The sequence below is a fragment of the Mycolicibacterium flavescens genome (assembly GCF_001722335.1).
Taxonomy (GTDB): domain Bacteria; phylum Actinomycetota; class Actinomycetes; order Mycobacteriales; family Mycobacteriaceae; genus Mycobacterium; species Mycobacterium flavescens.
The window spans coordinates 97,814-112,602 of sequence record NZ_MIHA01000003.1 but is presented as its reverse complement, the minus strand read 5'-3'; the positions used below and the strand labels follow the sequence as shown (position 1 = coordinate 112,602).

The window sequence follows — 14,789 nt, the reverse complement described above, 5'->3', positions numbered from 1 at the left end:
TCTACTTGGTCCAGGAGACGATGGCCGGCAACGCGCGGCCGGGAGCGTAGATGTCGAAGAGTCGCTCACCGAGCAGCGCCTCGAGCTGATCGTGCGACCCGCACAGGGCGTCGACCTGGAAACCGCGCGTGACAAAGCGGTGCAGATCGTGCTCGGCGGTCAGGCCGATCGCCCCGCACACCTGAAGCGCCACATCGCTGACCGCCCGGTGTGCCCGTCCCGCGGCGGCCTTCGCGGTGAGCGCCGACAGCCGGCCGCCGAATCGCCATGATTCGCCCAGCAGGGCGCGTGCGCCTTCGAGTTCCGCGGCCGCATCGGCCAGGGCGTGACGAGGTGACTGCAACGACCCGATCGGGGCGCCGAACTGCACCCGGACGCTGACGTGCTCGACCGCGATGTGCAACGCCCGCTCGGCAAGTGCCACCAATTCGGTGGCGAGTGCGCGATGCGCCGCACCGATCGCCCGGTTCCATTCGGTCGATGCCTCGACCAGAGGGGCGTCGAACGGCCCGCTCACCTGGGTCCAGAACGCCGACGGATCAAAGGTATCCAGGCGCCGGCCCTCGAGCCGGGTGGCCTCCACGACGCCCACCGACACCGTTCCCATGGCGCCCGACACCGGCACCACGAGCCGACCCTCGAGCGGCCCGAGGACGATGCCCGACACCCGGGCATCGTCGGAACCGGGGACATAGCCAGGGTTCAATGCCGGGAGCAGGACGTGGTCGGCGGGTCCGTCCAGAAGGCTGCCCAGCTCGGCGAGCATCACGCGGTCGAGGCAGTCGGTGTGGGCGAGCGTCCGGCCCTGCGCGCGGAACAGCAGCTCGCATGCCTCGACCGGGTATTCCGACTCGATGTCCGACCAGCCCAGCTCGGCCAGCCGCGGTCCGATCGCCACGTGCTGCTGATCGTCGCCGACCTTGCCTGCCAGTTCCTCGAAGAGGCGGAAAACGGCCTCCTCCACCATGGGCCATGTTTCGTCGGTCACTTCCGCTGCCCTCTGCTTTCCTTCGGCAACCCGAGGATGTGGTCGGCGATGATGCCGCGTTGCACTTCTGCGGTGCCGCCCATCACGGTCGCAGCCCGCGAGTACCACCACTCGGCCCGCGCGGTGTCAAGCGCTGCGCCGCCCCGACCGGCGGCCGAGCCGGATGTCGCCGCTCCGGCGATCATCTGTTCCCTGGTGATCTCGAGGATCAGGTCGTTCGCCTTCTTCTCGGCACGGCCGAAGAGCAATTTGTCGATGCTGCTGTCCGCACCGACCGCCTCGCCAGCGGCCAGTCGACGGACGGTGGTCGCGGTTCGGGCCTGTGCGGCCACGACGTCGACGTAGACACCGGCGAAGCGTTGACGCTGTGCAGGGGTCGTACCCGCGGTCACCATCTCCTCTCGCAACCTGCCGAGCTCGACGAGGACCTTGTTGAGCACCGCGTAGCCGTACATGCCGCGTTCGTACTGCATGAGATGCATCGCGACAGCCCAGCCGCCGTCGACGTCGCCGACCACGCGCTCGCGGTCGACCCGCACATCGTCGAAGAACACCTCGGCCAGCTCACGGCGCCCGCTGGCCAGCGCAATCGGCCGGATGGTGACACCCGGCGCGTCGGCGTCGATCATCAACATGGTCAGGCCTCGGTGGCGACTCTCGGGCGTACCGGTGCGCACGAGGGCAAGCAGGCGTTTGGCCGTCGGTCCCTGGCTGGTCCAGATCTTCTGACCGTTGACGACGAACCCGCCTGCCCCGTCGTCGACGGCGCGGGTGCGCAGAGTGGCCAGGTCGCTGCCGGACTCCGGCTCGGAGAAGCTCTGCCCCCACCACTCGGCGCCGCTGAGATAGCCCGGCATGTAGGTCGCGGCCAGGTCCGGTGCAAACCGGATCAGGGCGGGGCCCAGTGTCTCCAGCGTCCACTGCTGGGCTGGGATCGGCAGCATCGCGTGCCCGAGTTCCTCGTAGTACACGGCGCGATGGATCTCGTTGCCACCGAGGCCGCCTGCCGCTTCGGGCCAGCCGTACCGGTTCCAGCCGTCGGCATGCAGGCGGGCCATCATCGTGGCGTCGTGGGCCAGGCCGTCCTCGGCGCTGGAGAACACGGCGGTGCGCCACTGGTCGGCGACCTCCAGCTCGCGCAGATACCGGCGGAATTCCTGGCGGTACAGGGCGACATGCGCGACATACTCGACTACGGCATTGTCGACAGGGGCGGACAACCCATTCCCCCCCTTCATGAAGGCCAGATCCGGCAGCTACGACCGAATCAGCTAAACAGTTATCTATAAGTGGGTACAATAGCCCACACCGCCACTTCTGTGAGAGGGACTGCCAATGACGGCTTCACCGATTGCCGCCGCCACCGTCAACTTCAACCCCGAGACCCGCCTACTCATCGACGGGCAGCTGCGCGACGCTGCAGGCGGTCGGACGGCCGACAACGTCAACCCCGCCACCGAGGAGGTGCTCGGCGTCACCGCCGACGCCGGCGCCGGGGACATCGATGAGGCCATCGCCGCCGCCAGGCGTGCCTTCGACACCACCGACTGGGCGACCAACCGGGAGTTCCGGCAGCACTGCCTGATGCAGTTGCACGACGCACTCCAGCAGGAAAAGGAGGACATGCGGGCCGAGGTGATCGCCGAGGCGGGGGCGCCCCTGGGCATGACCTATATAGCTCAGTTGGAGTGGCCACTGGCCGATGGGATCCGCTGGCCTGCCCAGTACATCTCCGAGTTCGCCTGGGAGCGGCAGCTCGACGAGGCCGCCCTGATGGGAGTGCCCTACAACCGTGTCGTGGTCAAGGAGGCGATGGGTGTCGTCGGCGCGATCACGCCGTGGAACTTCCCGATCGAGATCATCGCCAACAAGGTGGGCCAGATTCTGGCCACCGGCAACACGATGGTGCTCAAGGCGCCTATCGAGACACCGTGGACTGCGCTTCGATGGGGCCGCGTCATCGCCGAGAAGACCGACATCCCAGCGGGTGTGGTCAATGTCGTCACCGCATCGGACAACGACGTCGCGCAGCGTCTGGTGACGGACCCGCGGGTAGACATGATCTCCTTCACCGGGTCCACCGCGGTCGGCGAACTCATCGGCAGGCTGTCTGCTGCCACCATGAAGCGCAACCTGATGGAGTTGGGCGGCAAATCGGTGTACCTGCTGCTCGAGGACGCCGACCTGGCCACGACCGTCCCCGGGTGTATCGGCGCGCTCATGCACTCCGGTCAGGGCTGTGCGCTGACGACCCGCATGCTGGTGCCCCGCGCGCGCTACGACGAAGCCGTCGAACTGGCCACCACGACGTTCGCCTCGGTCACCATCGGTGACCCCGCCGATCCGGCCAACTTCTGCGGCCCGCTCATCTCGGCCAAACAGCGTGACCGCGTGCTGGACTACATACGGATCGCAAAGGAGCAGGGTGCCCGGGTGACAGTAGGCGGCGGTAAACCCGAGGGCTTGGACCGCGGATACTTCGTCGCCCCAACGATCCTCGCTGACGTCCGCCCCGATCATCGCGTCTTCCAGGAGGAGATCTTCGGCCCGGTCATCACGATCACCCCGTACGACGGCAGCGACGACGGTGCCGTCGAGATGGCCAACAACTCGATCTACGGGCTTGCCGGCACCGTGCTTGGCGACCCGGAGCGGGCGATGGCAGTTGCGCGGCGCATCCGCACCGGATCGGTGAACGTCAACAACGCGATCTTCTACGGCGCCGACGCTCCGTTCGGCGGATACAAGATGAGCGGCATCGGCAGGCAGAACGGGGTCGAGGGCTTCGAGCAGCACCTGCAGACCAAAGTCATCGCGTATTAACCCGATCACCAAGCAAAGGAACCAATGTCCGACATTCTCAGTGGAATCCGCGTCGTCGAGCTGGCGGCGTGGACGTTCGTCCCCGCGGCTGGCGCTGTGCTGGCTGACTGGGGCGCCGACGTCATCAAAGTCGAGCACCCCGAAATCGGTGATCCGCAGCGTGGCCTGATCAGCTCCGGGATCGTCACCGGCGCAGGGGGAGTGAACCACTTCATCGAGCAGCCCAACCGCGGCAAGCGCAGCATCGGCCTGGACACCTCCACCCCCGAAGGGCTGGAGCTGTTGATGAAGCTGATCGAGACCGCCGACGTGTTCGTCACCAACCTGTTGCCGGACTCCCGGCAGCGGATGGGCATCGATGTCGAACAGGTCCGGGCACGCAACCCGAAGATCATTTACGCACGCGGCCACGGTTACGGCATCAAGGGCGATCTGGCCGCTCAGGGTGGTTTCGACCTGGCGGCGTACTGGGCACGCGGCGGCATCGGCGACGCCTACTCGGCCGGCGACGGTTCGTACCCGCCGATCCAGCGTCCCGCGTTCGGCGATTCCTACGGCGGCTTGGCGATCGCGGGTGGCATCGCGGCGGCACTGGTGAAGCGCGAGCGCACCGGCGAGCCGTCGGTGGTCGACGTGTCGCTTCTCAACGCCGCGATCTGGCAGCTCGGTCCGGACATCGTCGGATCAGGGGTGACCGGTCAGGACATTCCGAAGTTCAACCTCGACGAGATGCCCAACCCGGTGGCCAGCATCTACAAGACCCGCGACAACCGATTCATCGCGTTCGTGCTGCTGCAGGCCGACCGCTTCTGGGCGGACTTCTGCACCCGACTGGGCCGCACCGACCTGATCGATGACGAACGGTTCTCTTCTGCGGCAGTACGATTCGGCAATCGCAAGGAGTGCATCGCTGAGTTGCGTTCGGCCTTCGAGTCCGAAGATCTCTCCCATTGGGAGAAGGCGTTCAAGGGATTCGACGGGGTGTGGGACGTCATGCAGACCGCACACGAGGTGCACAGTGACCCACAGGCCGTCGCCAACGGATACCTGCCCAGGGTGACCGATGCGAACGACAACGAGTTTGCGCTGGCGGCAAGCCCTGTGCAATTTGATGAGACGCCGCTGGATCTCACCTGCGCCCCAGGGCATGGCGAGCACACCGATGCAGTGTTGACCGAGCTCGGCTTCACGGAGGATCAGATCATCGAGTTCAAGATCAACTCGGTCGTCCTGTAGTGGGATCCGAGCAACTCGCCCGGCGCTTCCTGCATGTCAACCTCAACTGTGCCGCGCTCGACGCCACCGAGCGCGTCTATGGTGACGTGCTTGGCCTGAAGGCGCGGATGCGCACCGATCCGGAAGTGGCCACCGACGGATCGATTTTGGGATTAGACGGTGAAACCTACTGTGCCACCGCGTTTCTCTATGATGCCCGCGGTGGGCGGGGTGGTTGCGCGCTGGAGGCCATCGAGTATCACTCGCCTCCACTGAGCCGTGACCCGAGTGCCGATCCCGTGCGACCCGGTATCCGCGGACTGCAGTTGGCGGTCGCCGATGTCGATGCAGCGGCGGCCGCATTGCGCCGGGGCGGTCTGGAAGTCGGCGATCCCGTCGACGGTCTGATGGGCGGCGGGAAGTCTGTGCTCGCGCTCGATCCCGACGGGGTCGTGATCGAGTTGACCGCGTTGCCTCCCGATGCCGACTCATCAGGGGGCGCGCTGTTCGACGGCATCCGGATCGCGGCGATCGACGCAGCCGCAACCGGTGAGTTCCTCACCGACATCGGGTTCGAGGAACTCGCCGCGCCGAGCACGCAGTCGGTCGCGGGAGCGCAGCTGAGTCCTGGCGCATCCGGCGAAAACGATTGCGTGGTAGCGCGTTACGCTCTTGCCGAGGACGGTCGTCAGTTCAAACTGGTGGTGGTGCAGCACGCCGACACCGCGGCTGTACCGGTGCCGTGGGGCGGCAACCGCCAGGGTCTCTACCGCTGCGCGCTCCGGGTGGAAAACGTGCATGACGCGCTGGCGCAGGTGCCCGACTCGGTTGAGCGCATGGGTGATCCGGTGTGGTGCCCGTTGCCGGGGACCAAGATCGAAGGTCTGCACATCGCCTTCCTGCGCTCACCCGACGGCGTGGTGTTCGAGTTCGTCGAACGGCCACTGAGTTTCTTCACCAGATCGGGGAGTTGACGTGGATCTTGCAATGACGGGAAAGGGCTACGTCGTCGTCGGCGGGTCGGCGGGGATGGGACTGGCGGCAGCCCGCGCGCTCGCTCGCGAGGGTGCGTCGGTCGTGGTCGTGGGGCGAGACGCGGATCGCGCCGAGACGGCCGCACAACAAGTCGCCGAAGCCGGCGCCGTCTCGGCCCACGGGTTGTCCTACGACGTGAGCCGGCCTGGCCAGGCGGTCGCCGCCGTCGACGAAGCCGCCCGCATCCTGGGCAGGCTGGACGGCATCGCCATCACCATGGGCACCGCGGGCATGATGCCTATCGACTCCGACGACGACGCCTGGGACACAGCGTTTCACGACGTGCTGCTGGCGACGACCCGCAGCGTACAGGCGGCGCTGCCCCATCTGACCGCCACCAAGGGCGCGATCGTGACCACCGCGGCCTACTCGGTGCGCGCACCGCACGAACCGCGGCTACCCTACGCCAGCCTCAAGGCCGCGGTCGCCACGTTCACCCGCGGCATCGCGCGCACGCATGGCCACGCAGGCATCCGGGCCAACAGCGTGGCGCCCGGGGCCGTGGAGACCGATGCGTTGCACGCCATCCGTGGATACGTCGCGGAGAGCAAGGGCTATCCGTACGAAGAGGCCCTCGAGCGAGCGCTCGTCGAGGACTTCGGTTTCGATGCCGCGCTCGCCCGACCCGGGCAGCCCGACGAGATCGGCGCGCTGATCGCCTTCCTGCTGTCCGATGTCTGCGCGTTCGTCACCGGACAGACCATCTTCGCCGACGGCGGGGCGCCCTAGGCCGGCTGGTGGGCGATGAAGAAGTCGTCGACAATCCGGATGCAGTCGTCGCGGCCGATGGCGCGGACACCGGTCAGACGGCCGAACAGTAGCGGTCCCAGGAGTTGCGCCAGCCCCAGCGTCAGGTCGAAGTCGCCGAGTTCGGCGCGGGCCTGCGGGCTCTCGGGGGACCTGCAGCGCAACCACTCGCCGCGGCGGCAAAGGCTGCCTTCACTCACGGTCACAGTCAGGCCGCTTTGGTTCTGGCTGCGGCGACCGTGGTGAGCGCAATCGTGTTGGCGCTGTGGATGCCGGAACGCGAGCCTGCGCCGTACGGACGTCACGCGAAACTCGACGGTCAACCGGTCCGAGAACCTGCTGTCATCGCCTGACAGGAGGTCCGCGCAACGGCGTCACGCCATCGACTCCGGCCGCGCTTGCTTACCGTCGATGGAGACGGGGTCTGCGCAACACTAGTCAGCGGGTAGCGGCCCGGCCAGTCCCCGCGGCGAGGTGCCGTAGAGCCAGCTGACGGCCTGACCGATCTCGGAGAATGCAAGGGAATTACCGTCTTTGGCGTGGTAGGCGCCGGGTGCCTCGGTGAAGCCGTGGATTCGGGTGAGCTTGTCACCGTTGATGCGCAGGATCTGGCCGGTGAGCCACGATGACTGCGCGGACTGGAGCCAGGCGACCACCGGCGAGCTGCGAGCGGGATCCAGCGCGGGGTCGTCAGCGCGGCTGCCGAACACCTCCTGGGTCATCCGTGACATCGCCAGCGGCGAGATCGCGTTGACCGCAACGCCGTAACGCTGAGCTTCCATCGCGGTGACGATGGTCAGGTTGGCGATGGCGGCCTTCGCCGCGCCGTAGGCGCTCTGCCCGACATTGCCCCACAAGCCCGCACCCGACACCGTGTTGACGATGTGCGCGTCGATCGGGTTGCCCGCCTTGAATTGCGCCCGCCAGTATTCACAGGCATGCCGGGTGACCGCGAACGTGCCCTTGAGATGCACAGCGATGACGCTGTCCCAGTCGGCCTCGGTGGACGCGGCGACCATGGAGTCGCGCAGGATGCCGGCATTGTTGACCACACCAGTCAGGGACCCGAACGTGTCGACGGCGGTGGACACCATGTCGGCCACGTCGTCCCACGAGGACACCGAACCGGTATGCGCGATGGCCTTGCGGCCCGCCGATTCGATCTCGGCGACGACGTCTGCAGCGGGACCTGCTCCGTCACCGCTGGAGCCGTCCCGGCCAACACCGGGGTCGTTCACGACGACGGCCGCGCCTTGGCGGGCCAGCTCGAGGCAATGGCCGCGGCCGATGCCGCGTCCGCCTCCGGTGACGAGCACGACCTTGCCAGTCAGAGGGCCTTCAGGCATCGCTCGTTAACTCCTTCATTTCGAGAACAATTCGGTGATCAGGTGCCGTCGCCGCGACCAGTCGGCGCCCCGCAGGTCGGCGTGACCGGATTCGGTGACGATCACGTCGACGTCGTGGGCGGGGGTCGACGCCGGACGGCTCAGTTGCTCCACCAGGGGTGAGCGGCCGTTCGTCGAAGACGGCACGGCGATGATGGACAACCCGCCGCGGCTCATTGCGCCTGCGGCGCAGTAGTCCGGGTGTCCACCGATTCCGCCGACGACTTTCTCGCCGAAGCCTTCGACGTTGATCTGGCCGTACGGGTCGAGCTCGATGGCGGTGTTGACGGCGACGAACGGTGCGCCATAGGCAAGTCGGACGAAGTCATGGGTGTACTCGATGCCGCGCAGGATGGGCTTGCCGTCCGCCCAGTCGTACAAGACGTCGCTGCCCATCAGATACGTCGCGGACGGCATCGCGGCCAACAGTCCGCGCCGTTCGAGGCCGACGACGGCGTCGGTGAGCAGCCCGGTGTCGATCTGCAGCGGCACTGCTGCGCGGTTCAACAGCGCCGTGCCCAGTTGGCCTGGCCCGTACTGCAGCCGGGCTCCCTCCGGGACGAACCGCAGCACGGAGTCGGCGAGAGCGTCGTGCACCGCTTCGGGCGCCTTGGGCGCCAATCGCATCGGACCGTCGGCGCTGCGCCCGACCACCGTCACTTGAGCGGGGTCCAGCGCACGCAGAGCGCTGGCCATCGGCGCCGCGCCGTCGACGATCCCCAGTACCGGCACTCCGGCCTGAACGAGTTCACGCTGCCAGGACACTTCGGTAGCGAAATGCAGTTCGCCACCGCGTTCGACGACCCGCGTGATGAGCAGGTCGGGCCGCGGGACCCCGGCGAGTAGAGCGCCGATGGCCGAGAGTCGGGTGGGTATGAAACGTGCTGTCGGGGTTCGTAGTAGGTCACGGACGCCCCACCCGGGCATCAAGGCGGCCACCTCGCCGAATGCGTCGGCCTCGAGGCCGGCGACCGGGCCGGGCAGCCAGCCGAGCACGAGTCGCACCGAACCCACCTCGCGCGCTACACCGCTGAGTGCCGCGCCCATCGATGAGCCGTCGTCGAGACAGGACAGTGCACCGACGCCGTCGCCGAGGGCCACGGTCGTTCCCGGACGCACCGCCTGCCGCAGCGCACCCGACAGGGTGGCTGCGGTCAAAGGCGCTGTCACCGTGGTGATCTGCTCTTCGCGCAGGCGCTCATCGGGACTCCTTCGGGAGCCCTAGCACCCGCTCACCCAGGATGTTGCGCTGAATCTCGCTGGTGCCACCGAGAATCGTCTGCGCCCGCCCCACAAGCATGTGGTGCACGAGATCGGCCGCCTCACCGGAGTCGGCCGGGTCGACGCACGCGTCGGTGCCGAGCACCTCGGTGGCCACGTCGCCAAGGTCCTGATCGGTCTCCGAGGTCATCAACTTGAGCACGGAGAATGCAGACGACGTGAGATCGCCTGAATCGATCGCACGTTGCCAGGTGTAGCGCAAGAGCCACATCCGGGTCCACAACCGGGTCATGGACCGCGACAGCACCGGGTCGAGGAGGTCATGGTCACGCGCGGCGTTGACCATCCGCTCGTGCAGCTGGAACATCGCCACGGCTTGGGTGCCCAGTGTCAGGCGTTCGCGACCCAACGTCACCATCGCCACGGCCCAGCCTTGTCCGACCTCACCTATCAGTGCATCGTCGCTGAGATCGGCACCGTCGAAGAAAACCTCGTTGAACTTGCTCTCGCCATCCATCTGGACCAACGGCCGCACCGAGACTCCCGGGGCATCCATCGGGACAATGAACATCGACAAGTCGCGGTGCTTGTCGGGGCCGGTGCGGGCCAGCAGGAGCCCGTAGTCGGCCGAAGCCGCCGCCGAACTCCACACCTTCTGGCCGTCGATCCGCCACCCGTCGGCGGTGCGCTCGGCTCGTGTCCGCACGCCGGCCAGATCCGATCCCGCGCCCGGTTCGGAGAACAGCTGTGTCCAGACGGCGTCACCGAGCCGAATCGGTTCGAGGTAACGCTCCTTCTGGTCTGGGGTGCCGAACTTGATCAACACCGGGCCGACCAGATCTACGCCCGTAATGTTCAGCTGACGGGGCACTCCCGCTCGGGCGCACTCCTCGGCGAAGGCAGCCTGGTAGGCCACGGTGGCTGCGGCGCCGCCGAATTCGACCGGCCAATGCAGACACGTGTAGCCGTGATCGGCCAGATAGCGGTGCCACGCACGGCCCGGCTCGACGTCGGCCGCGGTGGGCGTGGGTCCGTAGTTCCTCAACCCGGCCGGTTTGGGCGCGCTGTCGAGGAACGCACGAAACTTCATGCGTAGGGCGTCGATGTCCTCGATGAGATCAGGGGAGGCCGCCACCACTGCTCCTTGGCGCGGGACGTGTTGGGATCATTTCCCCGCGCGATAGTCGTTGTATTCGTCTCGGACTGACTCCATGGCGTTGAGCCGGCGCTCCAGCAGCGTCAGTTCCGTATCGGCTGACGCATGGTCGCCCGCGGCGGACCGCACTTCGTCGAGCCGGGCCCGGGTGCGCCCGATCTCTTCGACGAGGCGCTCGCGCGCCTCGTCCTTGGTGAGCAAATCCTGGTCGGTCCAGTCCGAGCGGGCGAGCTGTTCGACCCGCTCCACGTCGTCGCCGGCGGGAGTCACGCTGCCCGCGGGAAGTTGTAGAACGCGCGGGCATTGAGTTCGACGATCTTGTGGGCTTCGTCGTCGGGAACGTCCTTGAGCGCCTGGGCGGCCCGGTCACGGCTCTGCGGCCAGTACGAATCCGAGTGCGGGTAGTCACATTCCCAGGTGATCTGGTCGACCCCGATGTGGTCGCGGACCGCCATGCCGAAGTCGTCCTCGATGAAACAACCGTGAAAGTGCTTCTTCCACAGGTAGCTCGGCGGATGGTCCTGGTTGACGTTGTTGTAGAAGCGGTGCTTGCGCCACACACTGTCGGCGCGCTCCAAGATGTAGGGAATCCAACCGACGCCGCCCTCACTCAAGCCGATCTTCAGCTTGGGATGCCGGTAGAGCGTGTGGCTGAACAACCAGTCGGTCAACGCGGTCATCGACATGGTGCCCATCAGCGTCACGAACACCGCGAACGGGGCATCCGGAGCGATCGGCGGCGGGAAACCACCGGAACCGAAGTGCTGAGCCAGCACCAGACCGGTGTCCTCCATCGCCGAGAGCAGCGGATCCCAGTGATCGGAATGCACCGACGGCAATCCCAGCTTGTCGGGCAGGTCGGGAAAGGTCACACACTTGGCGCCCTTGGCCGCGACGCGATGGATCTCGGCCACACTGGCCTCGACGTCCCAGAACGGCAACATGGCCACCGGGATGAACCGGTCGGGCGCCGTGGCGGCCCACTCGTCGAGGTGAAAGTCGTTCCACGCAGCCGAACACAGCCGGGCCAGTTCCTTGTCCTCACCCTCAGCGAACACCGCACCGGCGAACCGCGGGAAGGACGGGAAGCAGGTCATCGCCTGCACGCCGTCGATGTCCATGTCGGCGACCCGCGCCTTGGGGTCATAGCAGCCGGGAATCATGTCGTCGTAGCGCACCGGTTCGACGCCGTACTCCTCAGGCTTCTTGCCCGCCACCGCGTTGAGCCCGATATAAGGGTAGATCCGGCCCTCGTACTCCCAGACCTGACACATCTGCCCGTTATCGGGGCGCTCCCACTCGATGATCTTCGGACCAACGTCCAAGTACTTCGTCGGGAGCCGGTCGCTCCACACCTTCGGATGTTCGATCAGGTGATCATCAACCGAGATCAACTCCATCCAGGGCTGCAACGGCACTGGGGCCTCCTCAGGGGCTTCGGGCTGTGAGCAGAAACAGAAAAACATTTAGTTATTTAATGTGAGTCTAATCACCCACCTGTGACGCGGGCAAGCAGACTCAGTAGTTGGCGCCTAGGGCAAACTCAGTTGAGCTTGGTCAGGTTTGCTAACCGGTCCCAGTGTTGGGCGGGTGCACCGAAAATCACCTCGTCGGTTCGGGCCCGCCGAAAATAGAGATGCGCCGAGTCTTCCCACGTGAAACCAATGCCCCCGTGGATCTGCACATTGGCGCGCACGGCATTTCGCAGCGATTCCGAGCACACCGCCTTCGCCATGCTGGCGCGCCACTGCGCCTCGCCGGCGATCGCAGCATCCTCAGAGTCGAACGCCTGAAGCGCGGCGTGCGACGCCGACCGTGCCCACTCCAGATCAACGAGCATGTCCGCACACTTGTGCTTGATGGCCTGGAAGCTGCCGATGGGACGGCCGAATTGTTCGCGCGTGCGGGCATAGGCGGTGGCAAGTTCGAGGACCCGTTCGCAGGCGCCGACCTGTTCGGCCGACAGCACCGCCAGCGCGACGTCGACGTTGCGCTGGACGAGGTCGTCGACGGGGCCGTCGCCAGACAGGCGCATCGCGGCCGCCCCGGTCAGGGTGATGGTGGCCATCGGCCGGGTCCCGTCGAGCACTCGTTCGGCTTCCACGTCGACGCTGTCGATCTTCGGGTCGAGCAGGAACACCGCAGGCTCGCCGTCGTCTGCTGCGGCGACCACCACGAGGTCATCGGCGGCGGTGCCGCCCAAGACGTGGCGCACGGTGCCGTCGACGCTCCAGTCGTCGCCGCGACGCGTGGCGCGCAGCGTCACCGCGGATCGGCGCCACAATCCGCCGTCGCCGGTGAGGGCTGCGGCCGCGGTGCGCCGGCCTTCGATGAGCTGCGCCAGCCGCTTCTCGGCATCGGGGTAGCGGTCGGCCAGGTCGAGTAGCAGGCCGGTCGCCAGCACCGTGGAGCCGAGGAACGGCACCGGCGCCAGTGCCCGGCCGAGTTCATGGGCGACCACGCCCAGCGCGGACGCGCCGTAGCCGGCGCCGCCGAGGTGCTCGGGCAGCGCGATGGCTGCCACCCCGACCTGGTTGCACAGCACGTCCCAGAGGGCGGTGTCGAAACCGGAGGCGGCATCGCCCTCTCCGTAGGCGACGGCCCGGACCCGTTCCTCCGGCGCGATCCGCTCACAGGCGGAGCGCACAGACTGCGCGAGTTCCTGACGTTCGTCGGGCGCCAAGGCCGTCATGAGGTTCCTCCTGCGATCTGACGGGCCAACTCGGACTTGGCGACCTTGCCGAGCCCCGTCAGCGGGAATTCGTCCACGACGACGAGCCGCTCAGGCCACTTCTGCTTCATGAGTCCACGCTCATCGAGGAATGTGCACAGCTCGTCGAGGGTGACGTCGCGGTGGCGGGGCGAACGTCGCACCACCGCACACACCAATTCACCGCGCAGCTCGTCGGGCTGGCCGAGCACGGCGATCTCGTCGACGAGGGGATGGGCCAGCAGCTCGTTCTCCAGCTCGTCCGGCGCGACGTTCTCACCCTTCCGGATGATCAGGTCCTTGGTCCGGCCGGTGACCACGATGCGCCCGTCGGGACGTAGGTGGCCTCGGTCGCCGCTGCGGAACCACCCGTCCTCGGTGCGCGCGTGCTGCCACTGCTCACGATCGGTGTATCCCGGGGTCAGGTTCTCGCCGCGCAGTTCGATCTCGCCGCCGGCACTGATCCGCACCTCCGATCCAGGGATCGGACGGCCCGCGCTGTTGGCGAGTTGTTCTTCGCTGTCGGTGAATTCGCTGACACAGATCATCGGTGCCTCGGTCATGCCGTAGGCGTGCACGACTGGCACGCGCAGGTGTTCACGCACCTGGCGATGCACCTCCGGCGGGCATGCGGCGCCTCCGCCGATCAGCATCCGCAGCGAGGGCATCAGCAAATCTGCTGTGGGGGCACTCATTTGGGCCGTGTTCAGCATCTGATAGAACGCCGTGCTGGCACCGGTGACCGTCACCTCGTGCTCCGCGATCAGCCGGGGCAGATTCTCGGCGGTGACCTTCGGGACAAGCAGCACAGGGAAATCGCCGAGCAGCGCGCAGGCGAGGTAGACCATGCCGCCCACGTGCGCGATGGGGAAGGCGATCGTGCCGAGTTCCTTCGGATGGCTGCCTACCCCGAGGTGGGAGACGTACCCGCGGGCGGCGCTGAGCAACGTGGCGTCAGTGTGGCGCACGCCTTTCGGGCGACCGGTGGTGCCGGAGGTGAAGTACACCCAGCGCGGGTCGGTCGGGGCTGGCCCGTCGAACTCCGGGTGCGCTGTCGCGGTCACGGTTTCGAGCCTGGCGAGGAGGTCGGGTGGCACCGTGACGGTCGGCATTTGCGGCGCATCGCTCGCCGTCGACTCGTCGACCAGCAGGATGTCGGCGTTCGCGACCTCCACAGCCGAACGGACCTCTCGTAGCCGGTAGAGGTGGAGCACCGGCGCCTGGACGACGGGCATCCGAGCCAGACCCAGCATCACAATTGCCGCATTGACGGTTGCCGGCATCTGCCAGGCAACCGTCATGCCCGGCCGTATACCGGCATCCCACAGCCATTGCGCTGCGGCCGACGTCAATGCGGCGACGTCTGACACCGTCAAACTGTGGCCCTCTACGTCACGTAGCAGCGGACGTTGCGGCCTGTCGGCGGCGCACTCGTCGAGCAGCCCGGCGATGGTGCCAGCAGTCACTGAGCACCTCCCGTTCTGCCCACACAATCTAAACATTTAACCA

The 14,789-nt window shown here is 66.9% G+C and carries 14 protein-coding genes; 4 read left to right on the top strand and 10 right to left on the bottom strand.

All coding sequences use genetic code 11. The features are described 5' to 3' along the window. Position 1 precedes the first annotated feature (1 nt). Entirely contained in the window at positions 2–967 is a 966-nt protein-coding gene (locus tag BHQ18_RS04960) for an acyl-CoA dehydrogenase family protein (protein ID WP_069412475.1), read from the bottom strand. A gap of 17 nt (positions 968–984) precedes the next feature. Continuing rightward, positions 985–2,208 (bottom strand): acyl-CoA dehydrogenase family protein, encoded by a 1,224-nt coding sequence (locus tag BHQ18_RS04955; RefSeq protein ID WP_069412474.1) that lies wholly within the window; start codon positions 2,206–2,208, stop codon positions 985–987. A gap of 115 nt (positions 2,209–2,323) precedes the next feature. Between BHQ18_RS04955 and BHQ18_RS04950 the strand changes: the two genes are divergently transcribed. The 4 genes from BHQ18_RS04950 to BHQ18_RS04935 are packed head-to-tail and all read left to right on the top strand — an operon-like array spanning position 2,324 to position 6,790. Further along, positions 2,324–3,811, top strand: coding sequence for an aldehyde dehydrogenase family protein (locus BHQ18_RS04950; RefSeq protein WP_069412473.1), 1,488 nt, complete (start codon positions 2,324–2,326; stop codon positions 3,809–3,811). Positions 3,812–3,835: 24 nt separating this feature from the next. Then, entirely contained in the window at positions 3,836–5,047 is a 1,212-nt protein-coding gene (locus BHQ18_RS04945; protein WP_069412472.1) for a CaiB/BaiF CoA transferase family protein, read from the top strand. Then, on the top strand, positions 5,047–6,000 hold the full coding sequence (locus BHQ18_RS04940; RefSeq protein WP_069412471.1) for a VOC family protein: 954 nt from the start codon (positions 5,047–5,049) through the stop codon (positions 5,998–6,000). Before BHQ18_RS04945 ends, BHQ18_RS04940 begins: the two co-directional genes overlap by 1 nt. A gap of 13 nt (positions 6,001–6,013) precedes the next feature. Next, positions 6,014–6,790 carry an SDR family NAD(P)-dependent oxidoreductase gene (locus BHQ18_RS04935; RefSeq protein ID WP_069412470.1) on the top strand — a complete coding sequence of 259 codons (777 nt, stop codon included), beginning with the start codon at positions 6,014–6,016 and terminating at the stop codon, positions 6,788–6,790. Here BHQ18_RS04935 and BHQ18_RS04930 read toward each other — a convergent pair. The 8 genes from BHQ18_RS04930 to BHQ18_RS04895 all read right to left on the bottom strand — a co-directional run bounded on the left by BHQ18_RS04930 (position 6,787) and on the right by BHQ18_RS04895 (position 14,746). Further along, a complete protein-coding gene (locus BHQ18_RS04930) occupies positions 6,787–7,008 on the bottom strand; it encodes a hypothetical protein (RefSeq protein WP_234794093.1) in 222 nt (73 codons plus the stop codon). The genes BHQ18_RS04935 and BHQ18_RS04930 overlap by 4 nt on opposite strands. A gap of 234 nt (positions 7,009–7,242) precedes the next feature. After that, positions 7,243–8,154 carry an SDR family NAD(P)-dependent oxidoreductase gene (locus tag BHQ18_RS04925; protein WP_084293885.1) on the bottom strand — a complete coding sequence of 304 codons (912 nt, stop codon included), beginning with the start codon at positions 8,152–8,154 and terminating at the stop codon, positions 7,243–7,245. 15 nt (positions 8,155–8,169) lie between these two features. Further along, a complete protein-coding gene (locus BHQ18_RS04920; RefSeq protein ID WP_372516606.1) occupies positions 8,170–9,336 on the bottom strand; it encodes an acetyl-CoA hydrolase/transferase C-terminal domain-containing protein in 1,167 nt (388 codons plus the stop codon). Between the two features lie 55 nt (positions 9,337–9,391). Next, positions 9,392–10,504: an acyl-CoA dehydrogenase family protein gene (locus BHQ18_RS04915; RefSeq protein ID WP_069412467.1), complete on the bottom strand. Its 1,113-nt coding sequence runs from the start codon at positions 10,502–10,504 to the stop codon at positions 9,392–9,394. Positions 10,505–10,579: 75 nt separating this feature from the next. Beyond that, positions 10,580–10,840: a hypothetical protein gene (locus tag BHQ18_RS04910; RefSeq protein WP_084293884.1), complete on the bottom strand. Its 261-nt coding sequence runs from the start codon at positions 10,838–10,840 to the stop codon at positions 10,580–10,582. Further along, the gene (locus tag BHQ18_RS04905) at positions 10,837–11,988 is read right to left on the bottom strand and encodes an amidohydrolase family protein (protein WP_197747137.1); all 1,152 of its coding nucleotides are present in this window, start codon (positions 11,986–11,988) and stop codon (positions 10,837–10,839) included. Before BHQ18_RS04905 ends, BHQ18_RS04910 begins: the two co-directional genes overlap by 4 nt. 125 nt (positions 11,989–12,113) lie before the next feature. Next, entirely contained in the window at positions 12,114–13,262 is a 1,149-nt protein-coding gene (locus BHQ18_RS04900) for an acyl-CoA dehydrogenase family protein (protein WP_069412465.1), read from the bottom strand. Continuing rightward, the gene (locus tag BHQ18_RS04895; RefSeq protein WP_084293883.1) at positions 13,259–14,746 is read right to left on the bottom strand and encodes a class I adenylate-forming enzyme family protein; all 1,488 of its coding nucleotides are present in this window, start codon (positions 14,744–14,746) and stop codon (positions 13,259–13,261) included. The genes BHQ18_RS04900 and BHQ18_RS04895 overlap by 4 nt, the downstream gene beginning before the upstream one ends. Positions 14,747–14,789 lie beyond the last annotated feature (43 nt).